Source organism: Gordonia hongkongensis (assembly GCF_023078355.1).
GTDB classification, from domain to species: domain Bacteria; phylum Actinomycetota; class Actinomycetes; order Mycobacteriales; family Mycobacteriaceae; genus Gordonia; species Gordonia hongkongensis.
Genome location: NZ_CP095552.1, coordinates 5,249,327 through 5,263,521, shown reverse-complemented (window position 1 = coordinate 5,263,521; position 14,195 = coordinate 5,249,327). Strand labels below are relative to the sequence as shown.

General features: G+C 68.0%; 11 protein-coding genes. 6 read left to right on the top strand and 5 right to left on the bottom strand.

Annotated elements, in window-relative coordinates; all coding sequences use genetic code 11:
- Positions 1-3 precede the first annotated feature (3 nt).
- Positions 4-1,524, top strand: coding sequence for a glycerol-3-phosphate dehydrogenase/oxidase (locus tag MVF96_RS23700; protein WP_065630860.1), 1,521 nt, complete (start codon positions 4-6; stop codon positions 1,522-1,524).
- A 12-nt stretch (positions 1,525-1,536) separates the two neighbouring features.
- On the opposite strand, the gene MVF96_RS23695 is transcribed toward MVF96_RS23700, so the two are convergent.
- Positions 1,537-2,628 carry an aminotransferase class V-fold PLP-dependent enzyme gene (locus MVF96_RS23695; RefSeq protein ID WP_159371753.1) on the bottom strand — a complete coding sequence of 364 codons (1,092 nt, stop codon included), beginning with the start codon at positions 2,626-2,628 and terminating at the stop codon, positions 1,537-1,539.
- Positions 2,629-2,748: 120 nt separating this feature from the next.
- Here MVF96_RS23695 and MVF96_RS23690 point away from each other — a divergent pair, with 120 nt between their 5' ends.
- On the top strand, positions 2,749-3,306 hold the full coding sequence (locus tag MVF96_RS23690; protein ID WP_065630862.1) for a hypothetical protein: 558 nt from the start codon (positions 2,749-2,751) through the stop codon (positions 3,304-3,306).
- Here MVF96_RS23690 and MVF96_RS23685 read toward each other — a convergent pair.
- Complete coding sequence (locus MVF96_RS23685) at positions 3,287-4,621, bottom strand: MFS transporter (protein WP_065630863.1); 1,335 nt, start codon at positions 4,619-4,621, stop codon at positions 3,287-3,289. The genes MVF96_RS23690 and MVF96_RS23685 overlap by 20 nt on opposite strands.
- 145 nt (positions 4,622-4,766) lie before the next feature.
- On the opposite strand from MVF96_RS23685, the gene MVF96_RS23680 reads away from it, so the two are divergent.
- Together MVF96_RS23680 and MVF96_RS23675 are read left to right on the top strand one after the other, a co-directional pair.
- The gene (locus tag MVF96_RS23680; protein ID WP_065630864.1) at positions 4,767-5,360 is read left to right on the top strand and encodes a YqgE/AlgH family protein; all 594 of its coding nucleotides are present in this window, start codon (positions 4,767-4,769) and stop codon (positions 5,358-5,360) included.
- 147 nt (positions 5,361-5,507) lie between these two features.
- The gene (locus tag MVF96_RS23675; RefSeq protein ID WP_247450691.1) at positions 5,508-7,559 is read left to right on the top strand and encodes a CocE/NonD family hydrolase; all 2,052 of its coding nucleotides are present in this window, start codon (positions 5,508-5,510) and stop codon (positions 7,557-7,559) included.
- Positions 7,560-7,643: 84 nt separating this feature from the next.
- Here the strand turns inward: MVF96_RS23675 and MVF96_RS23670 are convergent, their stop codons facing one another.
- The gene (locus MVF96_RS23670) at positions 7,644-8,660 is read right to left on the bottom strand and encodes a bile acid:sodium symporter family protein (RefSeq protein WP_068970760.1); all 1,017 of its coding nucleotides are present in this window, start codon (positions 8,658-8,660) and stop codon (positions 7,644-7,646) included.
- Positions 8,661-8,704: 44 nt separating this feature from the next.
- A complete protein-coding gene (locus tag MVF96_RS23665) occupies positions 8,705-9,214 on the bottom strand; it encodes an SdpI family protein (protein WP_068970761.1) in 510 nt (169 codons plus the stop codon).
- Between the two features lie 107 nt (positions 9,215-9,321).
- On the opposite strand from MVF96_RS23665, the gene leuS reads away from it, so the two are divergent.
- Positions 9,322-12,204: a leucine--tRNA ligase gene (leuS, locus tag MVF96_RS23660; protein ID WP_159371749.1), complete on the top strand. Its 2,883-nt coding sequence runs from the start codon at positions 9,322-9,324 to the stop codon at positions 12,202-12,204.
- A 292-nt stretch (positions 12,205-12,496) separates the two neighbouring features.
- On the opposite strand, the gene MVF96_RS23655 is transcribed toward leuS, so the two are convergent.
- The gene (locus MVF96_RS23655) at positions 12,497-12,829 is read right to left on the bottom strand and encodes a TfoX/Sxy family protein (RefSeq protein ID WP_065630869.1); all 333 of its coding nucleotides are present in this window, start codon (positions 12,827-12,829) and stop codon (positions 12,497-12,499) included.
- A gap of 72 nt (positions 12,830-12,901) precedes the next feature.
- On the opposite strand from MVF96_RS23655, the gene MVF96_RS23650 reads away from it, so the two are divergent.
- Positions 12,902-14,113 carry an acyl-CoA dehydrogenase family protein gene (locus MVF96_RS23650; protein WP_159371748.1) on the top strand — a complete coding sequence of 404 codons (1,212 nt, stop codon included), beginning with the start codon at positions 12,902-12,904 and terminating at the stop codon, positions 14,111-14,113.
- Positions 14,114-14,195: the final 82 nt, after the last annotated feature.

Here is a 14,195-nt window from a genome sequence, read left to right as displayed (position 1 = left end):
CTGATGGCGACCCTGTCCGCCGACACCCGTCGTCGTGCGCTCGACCGTCTGACGTCCGGCGATCCCCTGGATCTGCTGGTCATCGGCGGCGGTGTGACCGGCGCCGGGGTGGCGCTCGACGCCGCGACCCGTGGCCTGCGCGTCGCGCTCGTCGAGAAGGACGACCTCGCGGCCGGAACCTCGCGCTGGAGCAGCAAACTCGTTCACGGTGGTCTCCGTTACCTGGCCAGGGGTGATCTGCGGATCGCGCGCGAAAGTGCCGTCGAACGTCATCATCTGATGACCGCCATCGCTCCGCATCTGATCGCTCCCCTCCGCCAGATCATCCCCGACCGCGGTGGCAGGCAAACCTCGATCATCCGATTGGGCCTGCGCGCGGGAGATGTGCTCCGACGCAACGCTGGTACCCCCGACTCGCTCCTGCCCCCGCCGGCCCGGGTGTCGGCCCTGGAGACCCTCGCCCGCTTCCCGGCGGTGTCGCCCCACGGTCTGCGCGGCGGTATCTCCACCTCCGACGGTCAACTCGTCGACGACGCTCGGTTCGTCGTCGCCCTCGCGCGGACGGCGGCCGGCTACGGCGCATCCGTCTGCACCCGGGTGCGGGCGGAGCGCCTGGACGGCCGCGGGGCCACCCTCACCGATCAGTTGACCGGTGAGAGCTTCGACGTCGGCGCGCGGATGGTCGTCAACGCCACCGGCGTCTGGTCCGGCGGCATCGATGATGCACTCGCCGTACATCCCAGCCGCGGAACGCATCTCGTCGTCGACGCGGCGCGGTTGGGATTCCCCGACGCCGCGCTGATGACGCCGCTGGGCACCTCGGTGTCGCGGTTCGTCTTCGTGATCCCCGCGCAGCTGGGGCGCGTCTACGTCGGCCTCACCGATGTCGCGGCGCCGGGGCCGATCCCCGACGTCCCGATGCCGGACGAGTCGGAGATCGACTTTCTGCTCGACGCCGTGAATCCCGCTCTCGCACGACCGTTGGATCGCTCGGACATCATCGGCACGTTCGCGGGTCTGCGACCGTTGGTCGACACCCGCGGCGGTCGCGACTCCGACGCCCTCGCCGACGTCTCGCGGCAGCACCACGTCGGCGTCCGCGGCGACGGTCTCGTCAGCGTCCTCGGCGGCAAGCTCACCACCTACCGGCGCATGGCGCAAGACGCCGTCGACGCCGCCCTCGCGACCACCGACCTCACCGCCGGGGACTGTGTCACGACCACGACCCCGCTGGTCGGAGCCCTACGGAACTCGCGCGAGCAGGGTCTGCCGGCTTCGCTCGTGCAGCGGTTCGGCGGGGAGGCGCCGGCGGTGGTGGACGCCGCCGTTCTCGCCGGTCCCCTGGATCCGATCGTCCCCGGCATCGACGTCACCCGCGCCGAGATCGAGTTCGCGATCACGCACGAAGGTGCCCTCGACGCCGACGACATCCTGCACCGGCGCACGCGGATCGGCCTCGTGCGAGGCGACGCCGACGCGGCACGGCCGGAGATCGAGCGGATCCTCGGCGAGGTCCTCGGGTGAGCTTGCTCGGCGTCAGTAACCCATCGTGCGCAATGTGTCTGCGACGCGGTCGAGTTCGGACCGGCGTACGTCGAGGTGCGGGCTGATCCGGAGCACCGGATGCTCGGTCGCCAGCGGTGCGCGCCAGGTGTCCGCGGCGGTGACCAGGACACCGAGTGACAGCAGTTTGTCGCGGGCCGCGGCGACGTCGTCGAACTGCCATCCGGGCGGTGGTGCGAGGGTGATGATCGCCGACGGCTCGTCGAGCGGTTCGAGGACCTCCCAGCTCGCGATGCCGTGGAGTCGTTCGCGGGTGACCCGGCCGATCTTCGCGAGTTCGCGGAAGACGCGCTGCTGGCCGATCTCGAGCAACTCGCGGACCGCGACACCGAGTCCGAGGCGACCGGCGATGAATGCCTCGGAACCGTCGATTCGTACCGGCCGCAACGAGTCTCGACGCACCGCGACGAACCCGACGCCACGCGGGCCGGTGAGCCACTTGCGGCTGGTGCCGTAGACGACGTCGGCACCGGTGACGGTGGGGACGTGACCGACCGACTGCGCCATGTCCACCACGACGGGCACACCGGCCCGATGCGCGAGTTCGACGATCCGCGTGACCGGCTGCACCACACCGGACATCGAGCCGATGTGGCAGACGTGGATGAAGTCGGGCTGCTCGAACTGCAGCATGTTCTCGAGCGCGTCGGTGTCGACGTGACCGTAGACGTCCCCGTCGGGCATGGTCCGTACCGCGTACCCGCGGCGCTCGAACTCCTCGAGGTTGGGCCCGAACTCGTTCTTCGCCACCCACACGGTCGATGTGACGGGCAGGCTCCAGTTGGTGAGGAGGGCGCGCAGAGCGGCGCGGGCGCTCTCACGGAAGACCACCTCGTCGCCGGTGTGTCCGATCAGGGCAGCGAGATTCCTTGTGTCGCGCGCGATCTCCTCGGCGCGGTCGTCGGCGGCGACATACGACCCGCGTTCGGTCTCCCGCCAGAGGTGCGCGGTCATCGCGCCGATCAGTGCGTACGACGAGCGGCCCGCCGAAGCAGAGTCGAGATGTGCCAGGGCTGGTTCGAGCCGGGCCGCATGCCACTGCTCGCCGAGATCGCTGACGTACATGGGCCACAACCTACCGGGTGGTCGAGGTGTCCACACCCATCGGGAACCGCACAGCGGGAACCCGGGCGCTGGGAACCGATCGATGGGAACCGGATTGGGCCCCGGTGCGTCCAAGACCTCATGGACCCGGCGATCGAGTATTTCTTCGGGACCGGCGACGGTCCGACGACGCGCTGGTCCGGGGCCGCCGACCTCGCGCTCGGGGAACCGCGGTCGGATCTCTTCGACGCGATCCGGCTCGACTTCGACGGCGACGGTCGTCGTGATGACGCGATGTGGGACACCGACGCCGACGGTGTCGCCGACGTCGCCGCGCTCGACACCGATGACGACGGCGAGCCCGACGCCTACTACCGCGACTCCGGTGCCGGTCTCTGGGACCGGCCCGTCGCGCGAGCCGATCTCGCCGGCGAACAACTGCCGCGGCGCGACGTCCCCGAGCGGACTCCGCAGCCCCCGGCAGCGCAGGTCACCCGGGTCGACCTCGACGACGACGGTGATCCCGATGCCGAGATCATCGGCGCCGACCGGGGCGGCCGGATCGTCGGCGAACGACTCTACGTCGACTCCGACGCGGACGGCGGCCACGATGTGGTGCTGGTGGACCTGGATGCGGACGGCGTGGCCGACGCCGCCTATGACAACCGGGACCCGCGGTTCACGCGGCGGGGTCGGTGACGCTGGGCCGCACCGTCGTGGGCTCGGCGGACCAGTGCCCACGCGGATGCAGGAGGCGCACCACGAGCATTCCGAGCAGGTACAGCACCACCCCGAGCACGACGAGCCCGACCGCCCGGCCGTCGTCGGGGATTGCGAGCGCCGCGACGGTCACCGCACCCACGTAGGCGATGTTGAACACCGCGTCCTGCACCGAGAACACCTGTCCGCGCACGGCGTCGTCGACATCGACCTGCATCGCCACGTCGCCACACAACTTGGCGATCTGCCCGATGAGTCCGAGTACGAACGCCGACCCGCAGATCACCGCGAAGTCGAAGCTGAGCACGGACATCTCGGCGACCGCCCCGACGGCCAGCGCGACGAGCAGCGTCACGTACCGGCCCACCCGTGCCACCGCGATCGGCGTGATGACCGCGGCGAGAAGCGCCCCCGCGCCGGTGAAACCGATGACCACGCTGACGCGGTCGACCCCGTCGCCGGGACCCATCTGGCGCGTCAGCACCAGGATCATCAGCGTGTTCATCCCGAACACCAGCCGGTGGGCCCCGATAGCCGACAACGCGGCGGCCACGGTCTTGTGGTGGACGACGGCGCGCGCACCGTGCCAGAGTCCGACCGAGACCGCGTGCACGGCCGAACGACCCGGGTCGTCGGGCTCGTCGGGACCGAGTTGCAGCGGTCGGAACCGATGCGCCAGCCCGCCGGAGACGACGGCCAGCACGATCCCGGCGACCATCGTGAGGGCACTGCCCACGTTGTCGTCGCCGAAGATCGCGCGGAGTCCCAGGGTGATGCCGAGACCGACCGTGAGCATCGCGCCGCCCAACGTGGTGAACAACGCATTGGTGGCGACCAGCACCTCACGCCGCGCGACGTGCGGCAGTCCGGCCGACAGTCCGGCCGCCACGAACCGGCTCGCACCCGTCGCGGCGAGGGCGGAGATCAGCACCACGACATCGGGTGCGCCGGAGGCGACGGCCAGTGCGACGAGCCCGATAATCAGCCCGCGCAGCAGGTTCGCGTACAGGAGGACGTTGCGTCGATCCCAGTGGTCGAGCAACGCGCCCGCGAACGGGCCGATGAGCGAATACGGCAGCAGCAGCACCGCGAGGCCACCGGCCACCGCGAGCGGATCCGCATGGCGCTCGGGGTTGAACAGGATGCTGCCGACCAGCGCGGCCTGGAAGATCCCGTCGGTGATCTGACTGGACAACCGGACCGACAACAACCGGCCTAGTCCCGGCGAGGAACGGAGGGAGTGGACGAACACCGACCACCCGCGTTGGTCACGGGTCACCTGGGTGCTGTTCACCGATCCAGCCTACCGAGCTGACGATGGACGTCGTCGGCCACGGACGTGCGATGATGGTCGGGTGGCCGGAGGTGAAGACGCAGACGATCCCACACCGGAATCCCGCCCCGGAGAACACTCGGCGGACAGCGGTGGTGGTGCGCGTATGCCCGGCGTCCCCTGGGATGCCGACCCCACGCCGCGGGTGCGCCCGGGCACCGCGCTGATCGCCTCGACCGATCTCATCGAACCCACCTTCGCCCGAACCGTCATCTACGTCATCGAGCACAACGAGTCGGGCAGTCTCGGGGTCATCCTCAACCGGATGAGCCAGACCGCCGTGCACAACCTCCTGCCGCAGTGGACCGACATCGCAGCCTCGCCGCGCGCCCTCTATGTGGGCGGGCCGGTGAACCAGGAGGCGGCGCTGTGCCTGGGGGTGGTGAAACCCGGCACCGACATCGACGACGTGCCCGCCCTGCGTCCGGTCGACGGCCGGGTCGTCCTGGTCGATCTCGACGCCGACCCCGAGCCCCTCGCCGAGGTCCTCGAGGGTGTCCGGATCTTCGCGGGCTACAGCGGATGGGGCATCGGGCAACTCGACGACGAACTCGACCAGTTCAGCTGGATGGTCGCCTCGGCACTCCCCCGCGACCTGCTTGCGCCGCCGGCGTCGGACGTGTGGTTCGACGTCCTGCGCAGGCAGGCCTGGCCGAAACCTCTCCTCGCGACCCACCCGATCGATCTCAGCGTGAACTGAGTCCGTCCGTCCGGACGGTGATGCTGAGCGTTGCCTGAGATACCCGGTGATCCACGTCACCCGCGGGGTGTTAGGTTGTGGACGCTTGATCAATTTTTCGCTGGACAAACCGTGGATTGCTCCAGCGCATGACATGCGGGGGTGTGCATGAGCGGGTCGAAGAGTGCGCGGGTTCTGGTCGGGGTGATCCTCGCGGTGGTCGCGCTGGTGGCGCCCATCGCCGTGGCGGGCGCTGCCCCGGTCGGACCCACCGGCGGCGCCGACGGGGCGCGATGGGCGGCGAGCCACGACGGCCCGCAACCCTATGCCGGCGTCAACGTCACCTGGGATGTGCCGATCCGGATGAGTGACGGCACGGTTCTCCGGGCCAACGTGTACCGCCCGGCCGACGCTCGCGAGCGTCCCACGTCGACGAAGACGCCGGTCATCGTCAACATGACGCCCTACACCAAGCTCATCACCACCGTCGGTTCCGCGGTGATGCAGAACCCGGTGCTCGAGCCCTACCTGCTGCAGATCGCGCGGTCGATCAACCTGTCCGGCACGCCGATCGACGGCATCAACGACATCGCGCACACCATCCGCGACGGCGGCGCGAAGACCTTCCTCGTCGACTTCGATCTGGTGCGCAGCGGTTACACGCAGGTCGTTGTCGATGTGCGCGGCACCGGTTTCTCGCAGGGAGTCTGGGACGTCTTCCAGTCGCGGGAACAGCGCGACACCATCGAGGTCATCGACTGGGCGTCGAAGCAGCGATGGTCCAACGGCAAGGTCGGGATGTCGGGTGTGTCGTACTCGGCGATCAACCAGATCCAGGCCGCGAACAAGAACCCGAAGGCACTCAAGGCGATCTTCCCGGTCGAGCCGGGCGGAGACCTCATCCGCGACATCGTCGCGCCTGGCGGCGCTCTGGGTGTCGGCTTCCTCCCGCTGTGGCTGACGCTGGTCAACACCACCAAGATGATCCCGAACGTCGCGTCGATGCTGAACGGCACCTTCGACTGGAAGTGGTTGGCGGACCGGATCTCCGACCCGTTCACCTTCTACCCACAGCTGTTCGCCGCTCTGCTCACCCCCGACATCTCGTCGGTGCCGCCGAACCTGAAGGCGTTGCTGGACAACAATTCCGAGCCGAGATCGTCGTGGCTCGACCACGCCGACCGCATCACCACGCCGACGTTCATCTACGGCGGCTGGTTCGACCTCTTCACCAACAGTGAAGTCCGGATGTACAACAAGATCCCGCTGCCGCCGGGCCAGAAGCAACTCATCATGGGCGACGGCTATCACCTGACGATCGGCGGCGGCCAGGAGGGCAGGCGCAACACCCCACCCCGGTTGGACGTATTGCAGAAGGCGTGGTTCGACAAGTGGCTCAAGGGAATCGACAACGGTGTCGACGCCTACGGGCCCGTCAACCTCAAGCAGGTCGGCGACTCGTGGATCACCGCGCAGCAGTTCCCGCGCGCCGGGATGGAACGCCAGCGGCTCTACCTCAGCGACCGGCGCACCGGTACCGCGGCACATGCGGTCCGTGATGGCAGCCTGACCCCGGCCGCTCCCGCATCCCGCGCCCGGATGACCATCGCGCCCGGTCTGGCACCGATGTGTTCACGCGACGCTGCACAGCAACTGGCCGGTGCCCTCGCGATCTTCCCGTTCTGTGCTCTCGACGCACGCATCTCCGAGCGTGCGGCGTTGACGTTCACCACTCCCCCGATGACCACGACGCGCAGCGTGTCCGGGTACGCCAACGTGCGGTTGAACACCGTGCTCGACGCCACCGACGGATACTGGACCGCCACCCTGAACGACGTCGCCCCCGACGGGACGTCGAAGGTCCTGACCTCCGGTCAGGTGATGGCGTCGTTGCGCGGATACGACGACGCGAGGTCGCAGTTCGCGCCCAACGGCGACGTGATCGATCCGTTCTACGAGCTCACGCTGGCGTCACGCCAGCGCGTCGTGCCGGGCCGCCCGGTGAGTGTCGACATCGGCCTGCTGCCGACCGAGGCACTCATCAAACCGGGCCACCGCCTGCGGATCGACGTGTTCGCGATGAACTTCCCGCGCGGTCTGCCGTTGCGTCCGCTGCTGAACGAGTCCGGGCTCCGGCCGCAACACATCCAGCTCGACCCGAACCGGCCGAGCTTCGTGAACCTACCGTTGTCGACCCCGGTGGGTCGGCCTGTCGGCTGATCAGACAACCTCTGTCCCTCAACCCGAAACAACCGGATAACCGCCCTTCGCTCGGTGATCCGAAAGTCGGGACCCCCTTGCTCCTCAGGGAGCCGGAGTGGGCGCCCCGGCCGCTTCGGCGTCGTCCGCCTCGCGTCCGTACCGGGTCGCCAGCCACGAACAGATCATGAGTTGGATCTGGTGGAAGATCATCAGCGGCAGCACGATGAGGCCGACGGTGGTGCCGGTGAACAGGACGGTCGCCATGGGCAGGCCGGTGGCCAGGCTCTTCTTGGTGCCGCAGAACTGGATGGCGATCGTGTCGGCGCGGTCGAAGCCGAGCCGCTTCGGGAGCCAGCCGGTGATCGCGAGCATCACGATGACGAGCAGCAGCGAGATGATGGTCACGGCGATCACCTGACCCACCTCCACCGACGACCAGATGCCCTGGACGACGCCCTCGCTGAACGCGACGTAGACGACGAGCACGATGGCGCCGCGGTCGGCGAGCTTGGTGATCTTCGCGTGCCGGGTGAAGAACGGGCCGACCCACCGGCGGGCGAGCTGCCCGAGCAGGAACGGCACCAGGATCTGCGCGACGATCTTCAGGACCGACGTCGCGTCGATGCTGATGTCGCCGGCGTTCTGCATCAGCGCGACCACCAGCAGCGGGGTCAGGAAGACGCCGAGGATGTTCGACGTGGATGCGCTGACGATCGCCCCGGCGATGTTGCCTCTGGCCATCGAGGTGAAAGCGATCGATGACTGCACCGTCGACGGGACCAGGCATAGAAAGAGCAGTCCGGCATAGAGGTCCTCGCCGATCAGCGGCTCGACGACCGGTTTGAGCGCGAGCCCGACGATCGGGAACACGATGAACGTGAACGCGAGGATCGTGACGTGCAGCCGCCAGTGCCGGAGACCTTCGAGCGCCTCGCGTGGATGCAGTCGCGTGCCGTAGAGGAAGAACAGTGCGGCGATCGCGACGATCACCACCCAGTCGAGTGCCTCCGCCGCCGCGCCGCGAACCGGCAGGAATGCGGCCACCGCGACGGCGATGCAGATGGCCAGGATGAAGCCGTCGATCGGAGAACGATCAAGGAGATTCTTGAGAGTACGCATGGATGTGCCCCCGAGATCAGTGGTGTGAGACGACGCCGGCCGGCTCAGGCCTGGGCCGAGTCGCCTGCGCAGACGCCGCGCAACGAGCAGGCACCGCAGCTGCTGGTGCCGCAGTCGGCCGCCGGGTCCGAGGGGTTCTCGTCGGCAGCATGGCTGTGGGCGTCGCCGCCGGAACAGCAGGAACAGCCCTCGTCGTCGGCGGGTACGGCTGCAGCGGCGCGTACCCCGATGCCGCTGACCAGTCCGACCACCACGAGCGCGGCCACCAGCGCGACGAGTCCGAAGGCCAGTGCCCACCCGCCCGGGACAGCAAGGGTCGCGATGGCCCCCAGCGTGAGGATCACCGACGCGCCGAGGGTGCCCGGTCCGGCGATGCGGTTGGCGACGCGGAAAGCCTCGTCGGATCGCATGGTCTCCGCGGAGCGAACGCCGATCCAACGATTGCGCGGGAGGGTGCCGCGGAGTCCGCGGATTCCTACCACCGCCCAGAGTCCGGCCAGCACGAAGAGCAGTACGGCAACGGCGACGGACACGGCATTCACGACCCACAGCATACGACCGTGCGTCGTACCGAGGTGAATCGGTATCTGACGAGCCGGTGCCGCCTACGGCGGAGGCGACCGGATTGGGGGCGGCGACGGACAGGATTTACCCTGGTCGCGTGACTTCAGCCGAGAAGACGAGCGGCGACACCGCCGGCACGACCGCCCACCGCTACACGGCGGCGGTCGCCGGCGAGATCGAGCAGCGCTGGCAGCAGACCTGGTCCGACGAGCACGCCTACGAGGCGCCGAATCCCGTCGGGCCGCTCGCCGGTGACCTGTCCGACTTCGGTGGCGGGGACGCCGACGCCGCCGACAAGCTCTTTGTGCAGGACATGTTCCCCTACCCGTCCGGCGCGGGCCTGCATGTCGGCCACCCGCTCGGCTTCATCGCAAGCGATGTCTTCGCGCGCTACCAGCGGATGACCGGCAAGAACGTGCTGCACACGATGGGCTTCGACTCGTTCGGCCTGCCCGCCGAGCAATACGCGGTGCAGACCGGCACCCATCCGCGCACCACCACCGAGCAGAACATCGAGCGCTACCTGGGCCAGATCCGACGGCTCGGGCTGGGCCACGACGAGCGCCGTCGGGTGGCCACCACGGACGTGGACTTCTACCGGTGGACCCAGTGGATCTTCCTGCAGATCTACAACGCCTGGTACGACACCGACCAGGGCAAGGCTCGGCGCATCTCCGAGCTGGTCGACGAATTCGCCTCGGGTGCACGAGCATTAGGTGGGAAGCATGAGGGGCGCAGCTGGGCCGACCTCTCCCCTGCCGAGCGCACCGAGATCCTCGACGACCATCGCCTGGTGTACCTGAGTGATTCGCTGGTGAACTGGTGCCCAGGACTGGGCACCGTGCTGGCCAACGAGGAGGTCACCGCCGACGGCCGCAGTGACCGCGGCAACTTCCCGGTGTTCCGGAAGCATCTGCGGCAGTGGATGATGCGGATCACCGCGTACTCCGACCGGTTGCTCGACGACCTGGATCTGCTGGACTGGCCGGACAAGGTCAAGACCATGCAGCGCAACTGGATCGGACGCTCGCGCGGTGCCCAGGTTCGCTTCGACGTGCCCGGCGTCGGCGGCATCGAGGTGTTCACCACCCGTCCCGACACCCTGTTCGGCGCCACCTACATGGTTCTCGCGCCCGAGCATCCGCTCGTCGGCGACCTCATCACCGGAGCATGGCCCGAGGGCACCGATGATCGCTGGACCCGCGGCGGGGCCGACCCCGCGGCCGCGATCGCGGAGTACCGCGCGTCGATCGCCGCGAAGTCCGACCTCGAGCGCCAGGAGAACAAGGAGAAGACGGGTGTCTTCACCGGCAGCTTCGCCGTCAATCCCGTGAACGGAGAGCAGGTTCCGGTCTTCGTCGCCGACTACGTCCTCATGGGCTACGGCACCGGCGCGATCATGGCGGTCCCGGCCCACGACGCCCGCGACCATGAGTTCGCGACGGTGTTCGGACTGCCGATCCGCGAGGTGATCGGCTCCGACACCGACATCGCCACCGAGGCGTACGTGGGCGACGGACCCCTGGTGAACTCCGGGTTCCTCGACGGTCACAATGTCGAGGACGCGAAGGCGGCGATCGTCGAACGTCTCGAGGCCGACGGGGTGGGCACCGGGAGAATCCAATACAAGCTTCGCGACTGGCTGTTCGCCCGTCAGCGTTACTGGGGCGAACCCTTCCCGATCGTCTACGACGCCGCCGGCCAACCCCACGCGCTGCCGGAATCGATGCTGCCGGTGGAGCTTCCAGAGGTCGACGACTATGCGCCGGTGTCCTTCGACCCCGACGACGCGGACAGCGAGCCGTCGCCTCCGCTGGCGAAGGCCACCGAGTGGATGACGGTGGAACTCGACCTGGGCGACGGCGTGCAGACCTACACCCGGGACGCCAACGTCATGCCCCAGTGGGCGGGCAGTTCGTGGTACCAGCTGCGCTACATCGACCCCACCAACTCGGAAACCCTGTGCGCCAAGGAGAACGAGGCGTACTGGATGGGGCCCCGGCCGGCACTGCACGGCGAGAACGACCCGGGTGGCCTCGACCTCTACATCGGTGGTGTCGAGCACGCGGTGCTGCACCTGCTGTATTCGCGGTTCTGGCACAAGGTCCTCTTCGACCTCGGATACGTCACGAGTCGCGAACCGTACCGAAAGCTGTTCAACCAGGGCATGATCCAGGCGTACGCCTACACCGATTCGCGCGGCATCTATGTGCCCGCCGAAGAGGTCACCGAAGAGAACGGCGAGTTCTTCTACAACGGTGAGAAGGTTCGCCGGGAGTACGGCAAGATGGGCAAGTCCCTCAAGAACTCGGTGGCGCCCGACGACATCTGCCGTGACTACGGTGCCGATACGCTGCGCGTCTACGAGATGTTCATGGGTCCGCTCGACCAGTCGCGGCCGTGGGCCACCAAGGACGTGGTGGGGTCGCAGCGATTCCTGCAGCGCATCTGGCGACTCGTCGTCGACGAGGAGTCCGGTGCGCTCCGGGTCGCCGACACCGAGCTCGACGACGACACGAAACGGTTGCTGCACAAGACCATCGCCGGCGTCCGCGAGGACTACGACGCGTTGCGCAACAACACGGCGGTCGCCAAGCTCACGGTGCTGACCAACCACCTCACCAAGAACTTCGAGAAGACCGGCGCCCCGCGGGAGGCCGTCGAGGCGCTGGTGATCATGCTGGCTCCCCTGGCGCCGCACATCGCCGAGGAGCTGTGGCATCGGCTGGGTCGGGAGACCCTGGTGGTGCGGACCGCATTCCCGGTCGCCGATGAGGAGTGGCTGGTCGAGGACACCGTCGAGATCCCGGTTCAGGTCAAGGGCAAGGTCCGCAGTCGGATCACCGTCCCGGCCGACGCCGACGAAGAGACCCTGCGTGCCGCCGCGCTCGCCGACGAGAAGATCGTCGCGCTCCTCGACGGCGCCGAACCCCGCAAGGTCATCGTGGTGCCCGGTCGGATGGTGAACATCGTTCCCTGACGGCACCTCTCTGCTCTTTGATCCGAGAGGGCCGTACTCATGCTCCCCGCGTGGCTGGGTCGTGACCCCCTCTGCTCTGCTCCCCGCGTGGTTGGGTCGTGACCCCCTCTGTTCCCCGCGGGGCTCGGGCGTAACACCCCCGCTCCCTGAGGAGCGAGCTTGCGAGCGTCACGAAGGGTCCTGGTGAGATGCCTGGCAGACCCTTCGTTACGCGCCCTCCGCAAGCTCCGGGCGCTCCTCAGGGAGCAATGGGGTGCGGTTCTCCCAGGTCAGAGGGCGGAGCGGTTGCCATCTACTTCGGCGGCAACTTCCGCGCGTAGTTCGAACCGATTGCAATCCAGCGGGAGAGCTGGCGGTCGGTGGCTATGCCGGCGTCGTCGACGCGTAGCCATCCCCGGAGCTCGCGTTCCGACATCACCATCGGCCGGGTGTGCGGGTACTCGAGGAGGCTCTCGGTCTCCTCGGGTGCGACGCGCACCATGATCCCGCCCTTGCCGCTGGCGGCGACGGCCATGTTGCCGTTGATCAGAAAGGCCAGCCCGCCGAACATGCGCTTCTCGTCGAGGCCGCACTCGGTCGCCAGCAGAGCACGGATGCGGTAGGCCAGTTCCTCGTCGTACGCCACCGGTCCACATTATTCGGCTTCGGTCACGAACCGGGACTTGGCAACGAACTTACTGCGCAGTAAGGTACTGCCATGGCGATCAACCTGGAGCTCCCGAAGAAGTTCGATTCGACGGTCGAGCGCACCCACATGGCTGCCGAGCACCTCTTCCGGCCGATCTCGCGGAAGTACGACCAGGCCGAGCACGAGTACCCGGTCGAACTCGACGAACTGGCGAAGCTCGCCAAGCAGAGTCGCTCCACGGAGAAGTCCGCCGACGCCGAGAAGTCCGCCGACGCCGAGAAGTCCGCCTCCGACGCTCCGTCGGTGAACGGCGCGAACATGCGCGGGCTCCTGTCGGCTCTGGAGATGAGCTGGGGCGACGTGGGCCTGCTGCTCTCCATTCCCGGTCAGGGCCTGGGCAATGCCGCGATCGCGGCCGTGGCGAACCCCGAGCAGCTCGAACGTTTCGGCGACGTATGGGCGGCGATGGCCATCACCGAGCCGAGCTTCGGCTCGGACTCGGCGGCAGTGTCGACGACCGCGACCCTCGACGGCGACGACTACATCCTGAACGGGGAGAAGATCTTCGTGACCGCGGGATCGCGCGCCGACCACGTCGTCGTGTGGGCGACCATCGACAAGAGCGTCGGACGCGCGGCCATCAAGAGTTTCGTCGTGCCGATGACCACCGAGGGCGTCACCGTGGCCCGCCTCGAGCACAAGCTGGGCATCAAGGCCTCCGACACGGCGGTCATCCGGTTCGAGAACGCGCGGGTCCCCGCCGAGAACCTGCTCGGCTCGCCGGAGATCGACACCAAGAAGGCCTTCGGCGGGGTCATGCAGACCTTCGACAACACCCGTCCGGTGGTCGCCGCGATGGCCATCGGGCTCGGTCGCGCCTCCCTGGAGGAGCTGCGTCGGATGCTGGAGGAAGCGGGTCACGAGATCGACTACGACCGTCCCGCGTCGTCGCAGCACGCCACCGTCGCCGAGTTCATCCGCCTCGAATCCGATTGGGAGGCCTCGTGGTTGCACACGGTGCGGGCGGCGTGGATGGCAGACAACAAGCAGCCCAACTCGACCGAGGCATCGATGTCGAAGGCGAAGGCCGGTCGGACCGTCACCGACATCACCAACAAGACCGTCGAGATCGGTGCGACGGCAGGCTATTCCGAGACGTCACTGGTGGAGAAGTGGGCGCGTGACTCGAAGATCCTTGACATCTTCGAGGGAACCCAGCAGATCCAGCAGCTGATCATCGCCCGGCGCGTGTTGGGGAAGAGCTCGACCGATCTGACGTAAGACTCTCGAAAGTCCGGCCGCAGTCCACTGGTCGCGACCGCCGAAAAAGGTCACCTGCAGACCTCAACTCGACCGCAAGACC